This is a genomic window from Paenibacillus sp. FSL E2-0178 (assembly GCF_038593005.1).
Taxonomy (GTDB): Bacteria; Bacillota; Bacilli; order Paenibacillales; family Paenibacillaceae; genus Paenibacillus_AQ; species Paenibacillus_AQ phytohabitans.
The window spans coordinates 6,574,690-6,590,348 of sequence record NZ_CP151953.1; the positions used below are offsets into that span (position 1 = coordinate 6,574,690).

The window sequence follows — 15,659 nt, forward strand, 5'->3', positions numbered from 1 at the left end:
AATAAGAGGATTAACATTAGGCTGTCTGTGGGGGTAAGGAATGACTGACGTTCAGAAACGACAACAACAAATCCGCAATTTCTCGATTATTGCACATATAGACCATGGCAAATCGACACTGGCTGACCGTATTCTGGAGTATACAGGTGCGCTCACTTCGCGTGAAATGCAGGAGCAGGTACTCGATCAAATGGACCTGGAGCGCGAACGCGGTATCACCATTAAGCTGCAGGCTGTACGCCTGACTTATCGTGCCGACGACGGACAGGATTATTATCTGAATCTGATTGATACACCGGGGCATGTCGATTTCACCTATGAGGTATCCCGAAGTCTTGCCGCCTGCGAAGGCGCACTGCTGGTAGTGGATGCAGCACAGGGGATTGAAGCCCAGACTCTGGCTAACGTGTATCTGGCACTCGATAACAATCTGGAGATTCTTCCGGTGCTCAACAAGATTGACCTTCCGAATGCCGATCCTGACCGGGTGAAGCAGGAGATTGAGGATGTAATCGGGCTGGATACGAGCGAAGCGGTTCTGGCTTCCGCCAAAGCCGGCATCGGTATTAAGGAGATTCTGGAGCAGGTCGTTAAGCAGGTTCCGGCGCCGACAGGCAACTCCGAAGAACCGCTCAAGGCCCTGATCTTCGATTCCCACTATGACCCGTACAAAGGCGTTATTGTCTATGTCCGTGTTATGGACGGAAGTATCCGTGCCGGTTCCAAGATTAAGATGATGGCAACCGACAAAACCTTTGAAGTTATCGAAGTCGGAGCATTCATGCCGCGTATGACCATTGTGCCTGAGCTGAACATCGGCGATGTCGGGTTCATTGTGGCCGGAATTAAGCATGTTGGCGACACGCGTGTCGGTGACACGGTGACGGATGCCAAGAATCCGACGCTTGAACCGCTGCCGGGCTACCGCAAGATTAATCCGATGGTCTACTGTGGTCTGTATCCGATTGAGACCTCTGATTATAATGATCTGCGTGAAGCGCTGGAGAAGCTGCAGCTGAACGATGCTTCACTTAGCTTCGAGCCGGAAAGCTCCAGTGCACTGGGCTTCGGCTTCCGTTGCGGCTTCCTTGGACTGCTGCACATGGAGATCATTCAGGAGCGGATTGAGCGCGAGTTCAATCTGCCGCTGATTACTACAGCACCAAGCGTTATTTACCGCATCAAGCTGACTAACGGTGAGACCATTCAGATCGACAATCCGTCGCATTATCCGGAGATCGGGACGATTGACTTCATTGAAGAGCCATATGTGAAGGCAGGAATTATTGTACCGAATGACTTCGTAGGTACAGTTATGGAGCTTTGCCAGAACAAACGCGGCGAATTCGTTAACATGGAGTATCTGGATACGAACCGTGTAACCATAACGTATGAGATTCCGCTGTCCGAGATTGTCTATGACTTCTTCGATCAGCTGAAATCGGGAACAAAGGGTTATGCTTCCTACGATTATGAGATCTCCGGATACCGCCAGTCGAATCTGGTGAAGATGGATATCCTGCTGAACAATGAGCAGGTCGATGCGTTGTCCTTCATCGTTCACCGCGACCGCGCGTATAACCGCGGCCGGGTCATCTGTGAGAAGCTGCGCGGCATTATCCCGCGGCAGATGTTCGAGGTGCCGATCCAGGCATCCGTCGGCACGAAGGTGGTTGCGCGCGAGACCGTTAAGGCGATGCGCAAGAACGTACTGGCCAAATGCTACGGCGGTGACATTTCGCGTAAGCGGAAGCTGCTGGAGAAGCAGAAGGAAGGTAAGAAGCGCATGAAGCAAGTCGGCAGCGTAGAGGTGCCGCAGGAAGCGTTCATGGCTGTGCTTCAGATTGAGTAGCAGCGTGCAGGCTCCCTGGAGCTGACAGCTGGATTATAGACCTGCAAGGGAAGCCGTAGGGCTTCCCTTTTCTGGAAATATTATATTTCCCGGGAAACAGGATTAAGATAATAATCATTGCTTATTTCTCGCAGAAACGGGTGCCGTCCTAAGCAGGGCGGCGCAGCCGTTTCTTCTTACTTTTCAGCAGCAGAGGCTGCAAATAGCTTTTACATTAAATAGAACAAAGGAGACAGCTATGAACACAGCACACAATGGCCGTCCCCCTGAGGCCGTATATATTCATATCCCGTTTTGCACCAATAAGTGCTTCTACTGTGATTTCAATTCCTATGTCCTGAAGGATCAGCCGGTCATGGAGTATCTGTATGCCCTTGACCGTGAGATGGAGCTGACCGTGAAGAACACGCCTCCCGGTGTAATCAAGACTATTTTTGTCGGCGGCGGTACGCCTACAGTGCTTAAACCGGATGAGATGGCATATTTCCTGCAATCGGTCCGCAGACACTTCCCGCAGTGGGATGAGAATATCGAGTTCTCTATGGAAGCTAATCCCGGCACTACCGATATAGATAAGCTCAGAGTAATGAAGGAAGGTGGCGTCAACCGGGTCAGCTTCGGCGTTCAGGCGTTCCAGAACGAGCTGCTGAGCGGAATCGGCCGCATTCATGATGTGGATGATGTCTACCGCAGTCTGGAGAATGCCCGCGCGGCCGGGCTGGATAATCTTTCGCTGGATCTGATGTTCGGCCTGCCGAACCAGACGGTGGATATGCTGAGAGAGAGCATCGACAAGGCGCTGGCGCTGGATCTTCCCCACTATTCTATCTATAGTCTCAAGGTTGAGGAGAACACGCTATTCCACACCCTATTTAATAAGAACAAACTTCCCCTGCCGAATGAAGAGGATGAGCTGGCGATGTATCTGCTGCTTATGTCCACCATGGAAGCTGCGGGTTATACGCAATATGAGATCAGCAATTTTGCCAAGCCGGGGATGGAGAGCCGCCACAATATTACCTACTGGCGTAACGAGGATTATTATGGCCTCGGTGCCGGGGCGCACGGATATGTAGGCCGCCAGCGGCATATGAATATCAAGGGCGTTAATCCATATAATGAAGCTACGCGCAGCGGGCTGCCCCGTCTGGACAGCTTCCCTATCTCCGAGCAGGAGGCGATGGAGGATTTCATGATGGTCGGCCTGCGGATGCGCGAAGGGGTGTCGGATACGGCATTCCGCTCACAATTCGGGAAGTCGCTGGAGGATATTTTTGCGGGATCGCTGCATAAAATGCTTAAGGCAGGGCTGCTGGAGCAGACGGGGGACACCTATCGTCTGAGCAAGCAGGGAATCCTGTTCGGCAACGATGTATTTGGAGAATTTGTCGGTGCTTTGACAGAAGTTTAATTTTAAAATACCCCTTGAATTGTAATTCACTCTGTTGTATATTTATTCATATTAACAACGAGGGGTGAGTCAAAGTGCTTGTCAAAACGGATATGTTCCGCCAGTCTTCTCCTGCGGGAGATCAACAAGTGATATGCAGAAATGCTACAGTGGAGGATGTAGAGCCGCTGTATCTGATGATAGAGGAATACGCTCAGCGCGGAATTATGCTGCCCCGTTCCAGGCAAGCACTGACCCGCCAGATCGATCAGTTCGTGATTGCCGAAATCGGCGGCAGATTTGTCGGCTGCGGATCCTTGTTCAGACTCGGAAGCGACCTCGTAGAGGTGCGTTCGATCGGTCTGCGCGATGAAGGCAAGGGCAAAGGCGTAGGCTCGATGATTCTGGAGAAGCTGACGGAAGAAGCCAGACGCCAGAAAATCCCGAAGATTATGGCTTTGACCTATGCCGTGGATTTCTTCCTCAGAAACGGCTTCGATGTGGTGGAGAAGGAGATTTTCCCGGAGAAGGTCTGGACTGATTGTGTGCACTGCAAGAAGCAGCATGCCTGCGATGAAATCGCTGTGCTGAAGAGATTGGATTAATCCGGGGGCACAGATTCTGCGGCAACCTATATAATAAGAAACCACTGCCCTACGGATCGGAAGCTCCGGGGGAGTGGTTTTTTTGCGCGGATATGTGGATGTTACACTTCACTCTATATAGTGAATATTTGGATCTGTGCTGCTGTTGTCGCTTCTAAGCATTCAAGTTGTATAACGTACAACAATTCCGCTTCGCACACAGATGCGGTTGACCGGTTACCTGGCATAAATAAGCTTGCGCTGCTGCTCTATCAGCTCGGCCAGCTCCGGAGTGGCATATGCAGAGTGAAATGAAGGGAACATTGTATTATAGGCAATCCTTCTGGTGGACCCGTCTTTCATTTCGATTTCCATCCAGTACAGATTGCCCACCCAGCTCTTGGTCTGTTTGGACAGCTCCTCTTGCGGGATGTACTCCAGCTTGGGGAATTCACGGATGAATATGGCGTTGGCCTCCGGAGAAAAGTCCATCAGCTCTGAACCGTCATTGCCGCTGATGAAACGGACGGTTTGTATTTTGCCCTCGGCATCCAGCAGATCGTTAAGGGTTCTGGCTGCAGGGTTGCTGTACGCCTCATAGAGCTGGTCACCCGCCCAGATTCTCGCCGAAGGTTCATATCCATTCACTTCATAGAGCTGAGTACCTGTCTTCAGATTCGTGGCATCTCCATCCTGCATCTTCTTACGGGGACATCTATGCTCGGTTTTGCTGTAGGTAATCTTGCCGATAGCCTTTCCTTTGCTCAGTCCGCTGAGATCACTATCCGTATCACCGCCATAGAGGACACCATTCCATTGCAGGACGGATGCATAATCCACATCGTCAAAGTAACACTTGTTCTGAGTTGTTTTCACTGTATAGGCCGTAAGCAACAGCACACATAGGATCACGGCGGATAAGGCAAATAACCATGGTTTCATCAAGCGCATTTCATCACCCCTTGTTCTATCTGACGATGAAGCGGATGAATGGTTGCGGGGGCATATCCGAAATAATGGTTTTATCTTGAAAAAAATGCATCCGCCAGTGCTTTGTGATTTGTGAAACTGACTTGACAATGCCAAGGTCAGTTTGGTATTTTTGTATTAGTGGTTAGCACTCATCTGACTAGAGTGCTAACGAATCGGAGCCACAGCCGATAGGAGGGAATAACATGTTAACTGAACGCCAGAGAATGATACTGAATGCAATCGTAGATGATTATATTCTTTCCGCTGAGCCGGTAGGCTCGCGCAGTATCTCGAAACGCGGCGATGTAGGCTACAGTCCTGCAACGATCCGCAACGAAATGGCTGATCTTGAGGACCTGGGGTACCTGGAGCAACCTCATACTTCGGCAGGGAGAATCCCTTCTCATAAGGGCTACCGCTATTATGTGGACCATCTGGTACCGTGGAATTCCGCCGAAACGGCCGAACTGGGCACGATCCGCGCTTTTTTCGCCGAGAAGCTGAATGCGACAGAGCAGGTTATCCAACATGCGGCAATGATTCTTTCCAATATGACGAATTATACTTCCATCCTGCTGGGACCGGAGGTTTTTCATACTTCATTGCGCCACTTTCAGCTGCTTCCGCTCGATGACAACACTGCGGTGGCGATTATCGTTACCAGCACGGGACAGGTGGAGAACAAGATCGTCAACCTTCCTCCGGATATTTCTGTATCCGAAATGGAGAAGGTCGTCAATCTGCTGAACAGCAAGCTGGTGAATGTACCGCTCTATAAGCTGAAGAGCCAGCTCTATTCCGAGCTGGGTGAGGAAATGCAGCGTCACATCTCCCACTATGAAGAATTAATGCAGGTGCTGGACACGGCGCTCGAAAGCGACCATGAACAGCGCATCTATCTCAGCGGCGCAACGAATATGCTGACCCAGCCGGAGTTCAAGGACGTCGACAAGGTGAAGAATATTCTGGACCTGCTGGAAGAGACGCCAACCCTGCTCAAAATGCTGACCCCGGCAAGCGGAGGAACAGGGATGCAAGTGCGCATTGGTACAGAGAATAAGCATGATGCTTTTGCGAACTGCAGTCTGATTACCGCTACCTATTCGCTGGATGGCAAGGCGCTGGGGAGCATCGGTATCCTGGGTCCGACCCGGATGGAGTATGCGCGCGTAATGGGCATTCTGGGGATTCTGTCCCGGGATTTGACAGCGATGCTGGCACACTGGTATAAGTGAACAGAGCGTAATTGATTACGGTGAATGATGATAAGGAGGTGAAGACAACTTGAAAGAGGAAGAGGTTCAGGAAATGAATGAACAGAATGATCCCTCCATAAATGAAAACCAGGCTGCTGATGAGGCGGAAGCTGCAGAAGGCACTGGCACATTTACGGCTGAAGAGGCCGGCGAGGCGGCTTCAGGCAGTGGAGAGGATTTCGGACGGCTGCAGGAGCTTGCAAATGAACATCAGGCGCGCGCACTGCGTGTACAGGCTGATTTCGATAACTTCCGCCGCCGCACACAGAAGGAAAAGGAAGAGCTGGCGCAATATGCGACTTCCAAGCTCGTAACTGAATTGCTTCCGGTACTCGACAATTTCGAGCGTGCACTGGCTACATCTCCGGCAGGCGCGGATTCCGAAGCGTTCACCAAAGGCATCAATATGATTTTCCGGCAGCTGGATGGAGTGCTGAGGTCTGAAGGACTTACAGCTATGGAAACGGTAGGACAGCCTTTTAACCCTGAATATCATCAGGCGATCATGCAGGTGGAGAGCGAGGAGCACGAGGAAGGCATCGTGACAGAAGAAGTCCAGAAGGGCTATCTCCTGAAAGATAAAGTTCTTCGTCCGGCCATGGTCAAAGTCAGCATGTAGTTCTGTCTATATAAGTGAGCATTATTCTATGAAGACAACGTTTCACCACAATAATAATATGAATGGTTGAAGCCCCGGGCTTCACCTTATGTCTGAGGAGGCAAATTACAGTGAGTAAAGTTATCGGTATTGACCTTGGAACCACGAACTCTTGCGTTGCCGTTATGGAAGGCGGCGAAGCCGTCGTTATCCCGAATCCGGAAGGCGCGCGTACAACCCCGTCGGTTGTAGGCTTCAAGAAAGACGGCGAGCGTATCGTCGGCGAGACAGCTAAACGCCAGGCCATCACGAACCCGGACCGTACCATCGCTTCTATTAAGCGCCACATGGGTACGAACCACAAAGAAAGCATTGACGGCAAAGACTACTCCGCACAGGAAATTTCGGCGATGATTCTCCAGAAGCTGAAATCCGATGCTGAAGCCTATCTGGGCCAGACAGTAACCCAGGCCGTTATTACGGTTCCTGCATATTTTAATGACAGCCAGCGTCAAGCTACGAAGGATGCGGGCAAAATTGCCGGTCTTGAAGTACTGCGTATTGTCAACGAGCCAACGGCAGCAGCACTTGCTTACGGTCTGGAGAAATCCGAAGACCAGACGATCCTAGTCTATGACCTTGGCGGCGGTACATTCGACGTATCAATCCTTGAACTGGGCGACGGCTTCTTCGAAGTAAAAGCTACCAGCGGTGACAACCGTCTGGGCGGGGATGATTTTGACCAGCTGGTTATGGATTATCTCGTGGCTGAATTCAAGAAAGAGCAAGGCATTGACCTGAGCAAAGACAAAGCGGCTGTACAACGTCTGAAGGACGCTGCAGAAAAAGCGAAAAAAGAGCTGTCCGGCGTACTGACAACTACTGTATCGCTGCCGTTCATCACGGTTGTTGACGGAGTACCACAGCACTTGGAGGTCAACCTGACCCGTGCCAAGTTCGACGAACTGACTGCAAGCCTGGTAGAGCGTACGCTGGGACCAACCCGTCAAGCGCTTAGCGATGCCGGCATGACGCCTGCTGATCTGGACAGAATCGTGCTGGTCGGCGGTTCCACACGTATTCCTGCCGTACAGGATGCGATCAAGAAGCTTACAGGCAAAGAGCCTCACAAAGGCGTTAACCCGGATGAAGTAGTAGCCCTTGGTGCTGCTGTTCAAGCGGGCGTGCTGACTGGTGATGTTAAAGACGTGGTCTTGCTTGACGTAACTCCGCTGTCCCTGGGTATTGAAACTGCAGGCGGCGTATTCACGAAGATGATCGAGCGCAACACTACGATCCCTACAAGCAAATCGCAGGTGTTCTCGACCTTCGCTGACAGCCAGCCGAGCGTGGAAATCCACGTACTGCAGGGTGAGCGCCAGATGGCGAACGGCAACAAGACACTGGGACGCTTCATGCTGAACGAGATTCCACCGGCACCGCGCGGTGTACCGCAGATCGAAGTAACCTTCGACATCGATGCCAACGGTATCGTTAACGTATCTGCTACGGATAAAGGCACCAACAAGAGCCAGAAGATCACTATCACTTCTTCCAGCGGCTTGAGCGATGCTGAAGTAGAACAGATGATGAAGGATGCCGAGCTGCACGCTGAGGAAGACCGCAAGCGTAAAGAACTGGTAGAAGCGAAGAACAACGCTGACCAGCTCGTATACTCCACGGACAAAGTCATCAAGGACCTTGCTGACAAAGTCGACGCTTCCGAAATCGAGAAAGCCAATGAAGCCAAAGACAAAGTGAAGGCTGCACTGGAAACCGACAACCTGGAAGAAATCACTGCTGCTACAGAGGCGCTGAATGAGATCGTACAGCAGTTGTCTGTGAAGCTGTATGAACAGGCTGCACAAGCTGAGCAAGGCGCTGAAGGCGGCCAGGGAGCTTCTGAAGGCAATGCCAAGAAAGACAACGTGGTAGACGCCGATTATGAAGTGGTTGACGATGAGAAGAATCAAGGGTAACCTTAAACGATAAGTTTCTATTTGGTGAGAGGGGAAGGTCAAAACCGGGGCATCCCGTGTTTTGGCTTTCCCTTTAAAATGTAAGGGTTTATGGGTTTCCCGTCATAAATTTCTTCTTACATTTCTCGAAGAAACGGTGCCGTCCCCGCGGGACGGCGTAGCCGTTTCTACTTGCCATGTTAAGGGCAGAAGAATAACGATGTACGGAGGTGAAAGCAGTGGCAGATAAACGCGATTATTATGAGGTTCTGGGCCTCGGAAGAGATGCTTCAGACGAAGATGTGAAGAAAGCGTACCGTAAGCTGGCGCGCCAGTATCATCCGGATGTGAATAAAGCGGGCGATGCAGAAGCCAAGTTCAAAGAGGTTAAGGAAGCTTACGACGTCCTCAGTGACGGGCAGCAGCGGGCTCGTTATGACCAATATGGACATATTGATCCTAACCAGGGCATGGGCGGCGGCTTTGGCGGAGGCGGCGGAGATTTCGGCGGTCTTGGCGATATCTTTGATATGTTCTTCGGCGGCGGCGGACGGCGTGATCCGAATGCACCGCAGCGCGGCGGCGATTTGCAGTATACGATGACCATTGAATTCAAGGAAGCGGTATTCGGTAAAGAAACCGATATTACCATTCCGCGTACGGAGACCTGTGATACCTGCTTTGGCTCCGGTGCCAAACCTGGAACGAAGCCGGAGACCTGTTCCGTATGCCACGGCAGCGGCCAGCAGGAATTCGTGCAGAATACACCGCTTGGACAGATGCGTAACCGCCGTCCCTGCTCCCATTGCAGCGGCACAGGCAAGATCATCAAAGAAAAATGTACAACATGTGCAGGCCAGGGCAAGGTTAAGAAACAGCGCAAGATTCATGTGCGCATTCCTGCCGGTGTCGATGACGGCGCGCAGCTGCGCATGACCGGTGAAGGCGAAGGCGGCACACGCGGCGGCCCTGCCGGAGATCTGTACATTGTGTTCCGCGTCAAGAATCACGATTTCTTCGAGCGCGAGAACGATGATATTATGTGCGAGGTTCCATTGACGTTCGCTCAGGCGGCGCTTGGTGACGAGATCGAAATCCCTACACTTACCGAAAAAGTGAAGCTTAAGATTCCTGCAGGCACACAGACCGGAACCTTCTTCCGCCTCAAAGGCAAAGGTGTTCCGCATCTGCGCGGCAGCGGAGTCGGCGATCAGCATGTCCGCGTCATCGTGGTCACGCCTAGCAAGCTTAGTGATGAGCAGAAAGACCTGCTCCGCCAGTTCGCCTCCCACAATGGAGAGAACACTCATGAGCAGGAGCAGTCTTTCTTTGACCGCGTGAAGCGTGCGTTCCGCGGGGACTGATCTTCATAAGAGTATTAATCCTGCGGCCCTACGGAGCCGCATAGCAACGCCCGCCTCCATGGGAATTGGAGGCGGGCGTTTTATATTTGACTGGCGCAACAGACCGGGCTGTCAGCAGAGTGGGGCGGACTGAGGCGGACTGAGAATCGCTTATTTCCCGAAATCCCCCGGTATTGAGGCTGAATCGGACTGAGATTCCGTTATCTTGTTCATTGGAGTCCGAAATTAGGGGCATCTGGTCATATAACGGAATCTCAGTCCGTTTGGCCTGTGAATCGGACTGAATTTCCGAATTAGCGGAATCTCAGTCCGAAACAGCGGCTGATGGGGTTAAAACGGTCTCCGTTAGTGGAAAAGTAAGATCTACGTGCACGTATAACAAATTGATGTACTGGCTGTGCACAATAAACGGCGGCAGCATCCACAAATCAGGATGCTGCCGCCGCTTTAGTAAGGCATATTAGTTACGATACAGATTACTTGTCTTACTGTTTACGCAGATCCTCGAGCACACGCTCCAGGATGACAGCAGCCTGGGCACGGGTCAGGGTACCTTTCGGGTTAAAGGTGTTGTTGCCTACACCTTGGAGGTAGCCTTTGCTTACTGCATAAGCGATTGCGTTCTTGGCGTTAGCCGAGATAGAACCTGCATCCTTAAAGGTCAGCGTAGAGGAAGTGACATCGGCACCGAGTGCCTCAGCCAGAATTACCGCTGCTTCTTCGCGGGTCAGGACATCGCGGGAGCCGCTTTCCTTGATGTGTGTTGTCCAGGTGTCACCTTTGCCGAGCAAACGGTCGAACAGGGTCAACAACTCGGCCTGATTCAGGCTGTCTGCAGGCTTGAAGCTGGCGGTAGTTCCTTTACCGGCTACGATACCGTGAGCGGCAAGAACTTCGACAGCATCCTTGGCCCAGTGTGTGCCGATATCCGAGAAGCTGGTATTACGGGCGGCAGCAGTGTAGGTGCCGTCACCGGTAATGCTGAACTGCAGCAGGCCGTCTGCAGGAATGGTGCCTGGCTGCAAATAACTCCATGAGTTTTCAGCAGATTCTTTATAAGCCCCTGTCTTGCGGACATCCTTCAAGCCGTCAGGGTTCAGGGCAAGCTGTACAAATACAGGCTTGCTTGTGGTCCAGCCGTTCTTGAGGGTCAGTGAGGAGGAGCCGATATCAATACTTCCGGTACTGCCGCTTAGCGGAGCGGTATCTGCTTCCTCATGCAAACCGAGTGTGACGGTTAGGCCACTGGCGGTAATGAAGTCCGGAAGTGTGCCAGCCGGAATGGTTAGGGAGAATCCCTTGCCGTTCAGACTGAGTGCACTTGCGGAACTCTTCAGCTTGTCCGCCTGGGCAGATGTGAGCACAATGCTTACTTGTCCGTATTTGGAGAAGTCTACATCAGTGATGCTCAGTACGACATTGTTATTCACCGCACTCTTCAATGCCGCATCCAGAATGGAGTCGGAAACAGCCAGGCTCGCTGTAGGCTTACCACCTGCAGGATCAGCTGTTACAGTAAGCTGTCCGGAAGTCGCAGTAGTGCCTGAAGCTGCTGTTGGTGTAGTTGGAGATGGTGATGGATTACTTGAACTTGATGATGGTTCTTTCACGACAACACTCACAGTGGATGAACCTGCCGGAATTGTCGCCGAGTAATTGTCGCTCCAAAGCTTGATATCCGATAATTCAAAGGTATAAGTTCCGGCTTTAGTCGGAGTAAAGGTGAACTGTCCTAAGGATCCGGTACCAATTCCATCGTAAGCTCCGTCTGTTACATGCACGCCATACTGCTGGACATCGCGTCCGTCCTCCAAATGAATCAGGTTCGTATACTCAGGCAACGGTACACCAGGGAAATGAGTTTCCTGATAGGTTGCCAGTTGTACGCTTGACTTGATATTTGGCTGAGCCAGGCTATTGCTGTAGAGCAAATTGAAAGTGGCTCCGTAGATACCGTACACATTCTCAGTTACGGAGAAGCCGGCATCAATGGTGATTGAAGTGCCCAGCTCAACAGTCGCACTGGAAGCTGTAGGTGAGACCGTTGCAACTGTCTGATCTGTGTTGTAGCGCAGAAGCTGAGCATAATCGAGCCAACCGTTTGACGCGTAATCGTAAGCGTACAGATAGAACTGATTCAAGCCCTCGGTCAAAGGAACCTCAATTTCAAAGTAACCGTTGGAATCAATATAGCCATCCGCTTCTTTTACAGTACCATCTGGTTCTTCATAGGCTGCAGATACTGCAAGCAGTTCATTCGGATCCGTCTGTTCATCGATAAGCTCGAACATCAGATCATAAGCAATGACACCGCTAATGGTTGCACTTCGCGGTTCCTGCTCGTTCGTCCGGGCGTGCTCCGTTATGGTTGCACCGCTGACTTCCGGTGCTTCCCGGTCAATAATAACAATAGCAGACAGGTCATCGAACCGGGTCGTTCCGCCGTCTAGGACAGGGGTTATGGAATATATGCCGTCAGGCAATACATAAGACTCACCCTGAACATCAACGATGCCAGTCCATTCCGGTTCTTCATAGAGGCCCGGGTAGAATTTCTGCCCTGTGGCATACACATCTCCGACAACGGTTGTAGAACCGTCCAGTGAGACAACTTCCAGCGCAAGGTTTTCTACCGTTTCATTTACAGAGAAGGTCAGGTAGGTGCTCTCCAGAAGTCCATCACCGTTAGGTGAAATGAACTCGAAATTCTCTGCACCGACTTCGAAATTCGTGATGGTATCAGGTTTGTACTGCGCACCTACTACCACGCTGAATGGCAGTGTCAGAGTCTCTGTACCTGAAGTTAGCGTCAGTACACCTTCGTACTTTCCGCTTAGAGCCTCCGCATCTACCGTTAGCGGTACCTGGAAGTAATCATCTGCTTCAACAGAGGTTTCAAGATTTGCGAACTCAATACCTTCATGGGATGAAGTACGCCATTCCACATCAATATTGAAAGTGTCAGGTTCCCCAGTCAGGGAGTCTACATACACGGTCTTAGTCACAGTGGACGGCGAAGTCACCAGTCCGAAGGACAAGGAGCTTGTGTCATAGTTAACCTTAGGTATTTCGGTTTCCGGACGTTTGGTATCAAGCACCTCCGGAACACGGGCGATGGCAGTAGCACTAAGTGCTTTTGGCAGATCAATCAGCCCGGCACCCTGCTCGTATACACTGTAATATTTATTATTCCGGTCGGAAAGAGTCGTGGCATTATTGGCTAACAGGATTTTAACCTGGTCCGGAGTCAGGGATGGCTCTTCCCCGTTATCAGGAATGCTTGCGCTCAGCAGCAGCGCAGCTGCCCCGGCCACATGCGGGCTGGCCATACTGGTTCCGTTGAACTTGGCGTAGCCGGTTTCGCTTTCCCATACCGGTACTGATGAATTCACGGCTACACCAGGAGCCGATACATCCGGCTTGATGGTGAAGTCCGGAAGTGCAGGTCCGCGCGAACTGAAACCGGCAATAAGGTTGTCCTTATCGGGACCAACTTCGAATGACAGCGTATTACGGCCTTCAGCCAGTTCAGCCTTGATCGCCTTGCCTTCGTCCTGGGTAATGCCGTAAGTAGGGACTCCGGTAGCATCAGTAGCGGCATTGAGTTCACCTGCTCTGTTGTTAGCGATCAGCAAGCCGACAGCACCTGCTGCACGGGCATTTGCCGACTTGTTCACGAAGGTATTGGTTCCGCGGTCAACAATTGCAATTTTACCTTCAACATCTGCGTTCTTATAATCATCTACAGTTAGCCCGAGTCCGGCATAGACAACTTCCAAGCCGTTGGCTTCTCCAAGAAGTCCTTCTTCGGAAGCCTGGATACCATAGACCGTCTGGGTAACACCCACCTTAATGAAAGTAATTTCGGCAGGGGTCGTAGAAGCGGCAACGGAAATGGTGCGGTGCGCACCGCCTGGTGTACCGACGGTTTCCGCTTCGGGACCGGCGTTACCTGCGGCCAGTACAACGGTGACACCGGCAGCAGCAGCGTTATCCACTGCGATGGCATCAGGCGAATACTGCTGGTTCACATCTGAACCAAGCGAGAGGTTAATAACATCGGCACCGTCGGCTACGGCTCTTTCGATACCGTCAATAACGTCGTCCGTAGTGCCGCTTCCATATGGACCGAGCACGCGGTACACATAAAGCTCAACATCCGGTGCTACGCTCTTGATAATACCAGAGACGTGTGAGCCATGAGCCGTCTCATAAGGATTGCCGTTGATTGGCGCATAATCGGAATCAGGCGCTGTCTCTGACGGATCGTAGTCACCGTCGACGACATCATACCCGCCTTTATAAATTTTCTCAAGGTACGGATGCGTAAGGTCGATACCGGTATCGATTACGGCAACCTGAATTCCTTCACCAGTAATGCCATCCTCATTCAGTTCATCAGAACCGAAGATGTCTCCGTTTCCGACCTTATCTACCTCCTTAAGGGTTTCGGTAAGAGTAGAGGCATCTGTTGCAGTTTCCAGCGCTTGAACCTTCTGGTTAGGGAAGACCGCCTTCACACCAGGTAAGGTCAGCAGCTTGTCCACTTGATTACCCGGCAGAGTCACAGAGTAGCCGTTGAATACCTCCGTGTATTCATGGCCGGTGGTTGCACCGAGTGCGGCGGCAGCGGCAGCGAAGCTGTTATGCTCTGTGCGGAGAATATTGCGCTGCAAAGCAGGTGCCTTACTCTTGGCGCCCTGGTTCTCAGCTACTTTGACCGGGTCGTTCTGCAATTGGACAATGAAAGTTACAGGCGCTGAAGTGGTGATGTTGCCCGCATAATTCTGCGGTTTGGAGTTTAATGCTGAAGTGTAGTTCTGGATGGATGATTTTAAGGAGTCCGGGGTGTTGCCTAACCTGGAGTTAAGCAGAGAGACATGATTCTTGAGATCCGGTGCTGCTGGTAAAAACGAAGTGCTGCTTGCGAAAGATGCGGAAGGAAGCAGAATGGAAACCGCTAGACTAAAACTTGCAGTGGCTATGCCAAATTTGCGAATGGAGCGTTTGAACATTTAATATCCTCCCCAGTAGTATTTGATTTTCATTACAGCAACCTTATAAACCGGTTCTCTCCCTTCCGAGTGGCTTAACTGCTTCGAAGAAAAATAATTGTGAAAATTACATTTATTTTACAGTCAATTTACAGATTGGAATATACTACTTTAGTACCATATTACGGTAATGTGCTGAATAAATTGTCGAAATCCGATTAATATACTGGGCTATTGAAAAAAAAGCATAAAAATGGCGTAGCCAAGACAACATAAACATGTACAACTAAGAGCTTGAATCTCAAGAGAGCGGGGATACGGTCTTGGAACGATATATACTGGCGTACTTTAGGGCTCCGGAGGAAGCGGAAGGGGTCTCCCGCAAGCTTCAGGCGCTGCGGGTAGAAGAGGTCTCCATTGACAGATTCAGCAGATTTGGCGGAAGCGGGCTGCAGTCCGGAGTGAATCCGGTCACCGGCAATTTGGCAAGTATGGATTCCATGACCGCAGTAAGTGAGCATACGGGCATCCTCTCTGCATCGCATACGAGCGGCAGCGGGATGAGTCACGGCGGGGATGGCGGACCGACAGGCAGAAATATTCTGCTGACTGTAATTGTAGATTCGGCCATTTACGATCAGGCGCTGTCACTTATTGAGGAAGCCGGCGGGATGATTTGATTGTCAGATAA

Annotated in this window: 10 protein-coding genes; 8 read left to right on the forward strand and 2 right to left on the reverse strand. The window is 51.3% G+C overall.

Annotation, left to right across the window (positions count from 1 at the left end):
* Nucleotides 1-40: 40 nt before the first annotated feature.
* The 3 genes from lepA (at nt 41) to MHI42_RS28560 (ending at nt 3,847) form a co-directional block, all read left to right on the forward strand.
* A complete protein-coding gene (lepA, locus tag MHI42_RS28550) occupies nt 41-1,852 on the forward strand; it encodes a translation elongation factor 4 (protein ID WP_340783466.1) in 1,812 nt (603 codons plus the stop codon).
* A gap of 238 nt (nt 1,853-2,090) precedes the next feature.
* Entirely contained in the window at nt 2,091-3,263 is a 1,173-nt protein-coding gene (gene hemW, locus MHI42_RS28555) for a radical SAM family heme chaperone HemW (protein ID WP_342421360.1), read from the forward strand.
* Nucleotides 3,264-3,355: 92 nt separating this feature from the next.
* On the forward strand, nt 3,356-3,847 hold the full coding sequence (locus MHI42_RS28560; protein ID WP_171721047.1) for an N-acetyltransferase: 492 nt from the start codon (nt 3,356-3,358) through the stop codon (nt 3,845-3,847).
* Between the two features lie 216 nt (nt 3,848-4,063).
* Here MHI42_RS28560 and MHI42_RS28565 read toward each other — a convergent pair whose 3' ends face one another.
* Nucleotides 4,064-4,768 carry a hypothetical protein gene (locus MHI42_RS28565; RefSeq protein ID WP_342421361.1) on the reverse strand — a complete coding sequence of 235 codons (705 nt, stop codon included), beginning with the start codon at nt 4,766-4,768 and terminating at the stop codon, nt 4,064-4,066.
* A gap of 233 nt (nt 4,769-5,001) precedes the next feature.
* Between MHI42_RS28565 and hrcA the strand changes: the two genes are divergently transcribed.
* From hrcA to dnaJ, 4 genes are all read left to right on the forward strand, one after another.
* Nucleotides 5,002-6,033: a heat-inducible transcriptional repressor HrcA gene (gene hrcA, locus MHI42_RS28570; RefSeq protein ID WP_039309603.1), complete on the forward strand. Its 1,032-nt coding sequence runs from the start codon at nt 5,002-5,004 to the stop codon at nt 6,031-6,033.
* Between the two features lie 49 nt (nt 6,034-6,082).
* A complete protein-coding gene (grpE, locus tag MHI42_RS28575; RefSeq protein ID WP_039309604.1) occupies nt 6,083-6,673 on the forward strand; it encodes a nucleotide exchange factor GrpE in 591 nt (196 codons plus the stop codon).
* A gap of 110 nt (nt 6,674-6,783) precedes the next feature.
* Nucleotides 6,784-8,631 carry a molecular chaperone DnaK gene (gene dnaK / locus MHI42_RS28580; protein WP_171720965.1) on the forward strand — a complete coding sequence of 616 codons (1,848 nt, stop codon included), beginning with the start codon at nt 6,784-6,786 and terminating at the stop codon, nt 8,629-8,631.
* Nucleotides 8,632-8,849: 218 nt separating this feature from the next.
* Nucleotides 8,850-9,974 carry a molecular chaperone DnaJ gene (gene dnaJ, locus MHI42_RS28585; protein WP_042139464.1) on the forward strand — a complete coding sequence of 375 codons (1,125 nt, stop codon included), beginning with the start codon at nt 8,850-8,852 and terminating at the stop codon, nt 9,972-9,974.
* A gap of 485 nt (nt 9,975-10,459) precedes the next feature.
* On the opposite strand, the gene MHI42_RS28590 is transcribed toward dnaJ, so the two are convergent.
* Entirely contained in the window at nt 10,460-14,989 is a 4,530-nt protein-coding gene (locus tag MHI42_RS28590; RefSeq protein WP_342421362.1) for a S8 family serine peptidase, read from the reverse strand.
* Between the two features lie 302 nt (nt 14,990-15,291).
* On the opposite strand from MHI42_RS28590, the gene MHI42_RS28595 reads away from it, so the two are divergent.
* On the forward strand, nt 15,292-15,648 hold the full coding sequence (locus tag MHI42_RS28595; RefSeq protein WP_171720967.1) for a hypothetical protein: 357 nt from the start codon (nt 15,292-15,294) through the stop codon (nt 15,646-15,648).
* Nucleotides 15,649-15,659: the final 11 nt, after the last annotated feature.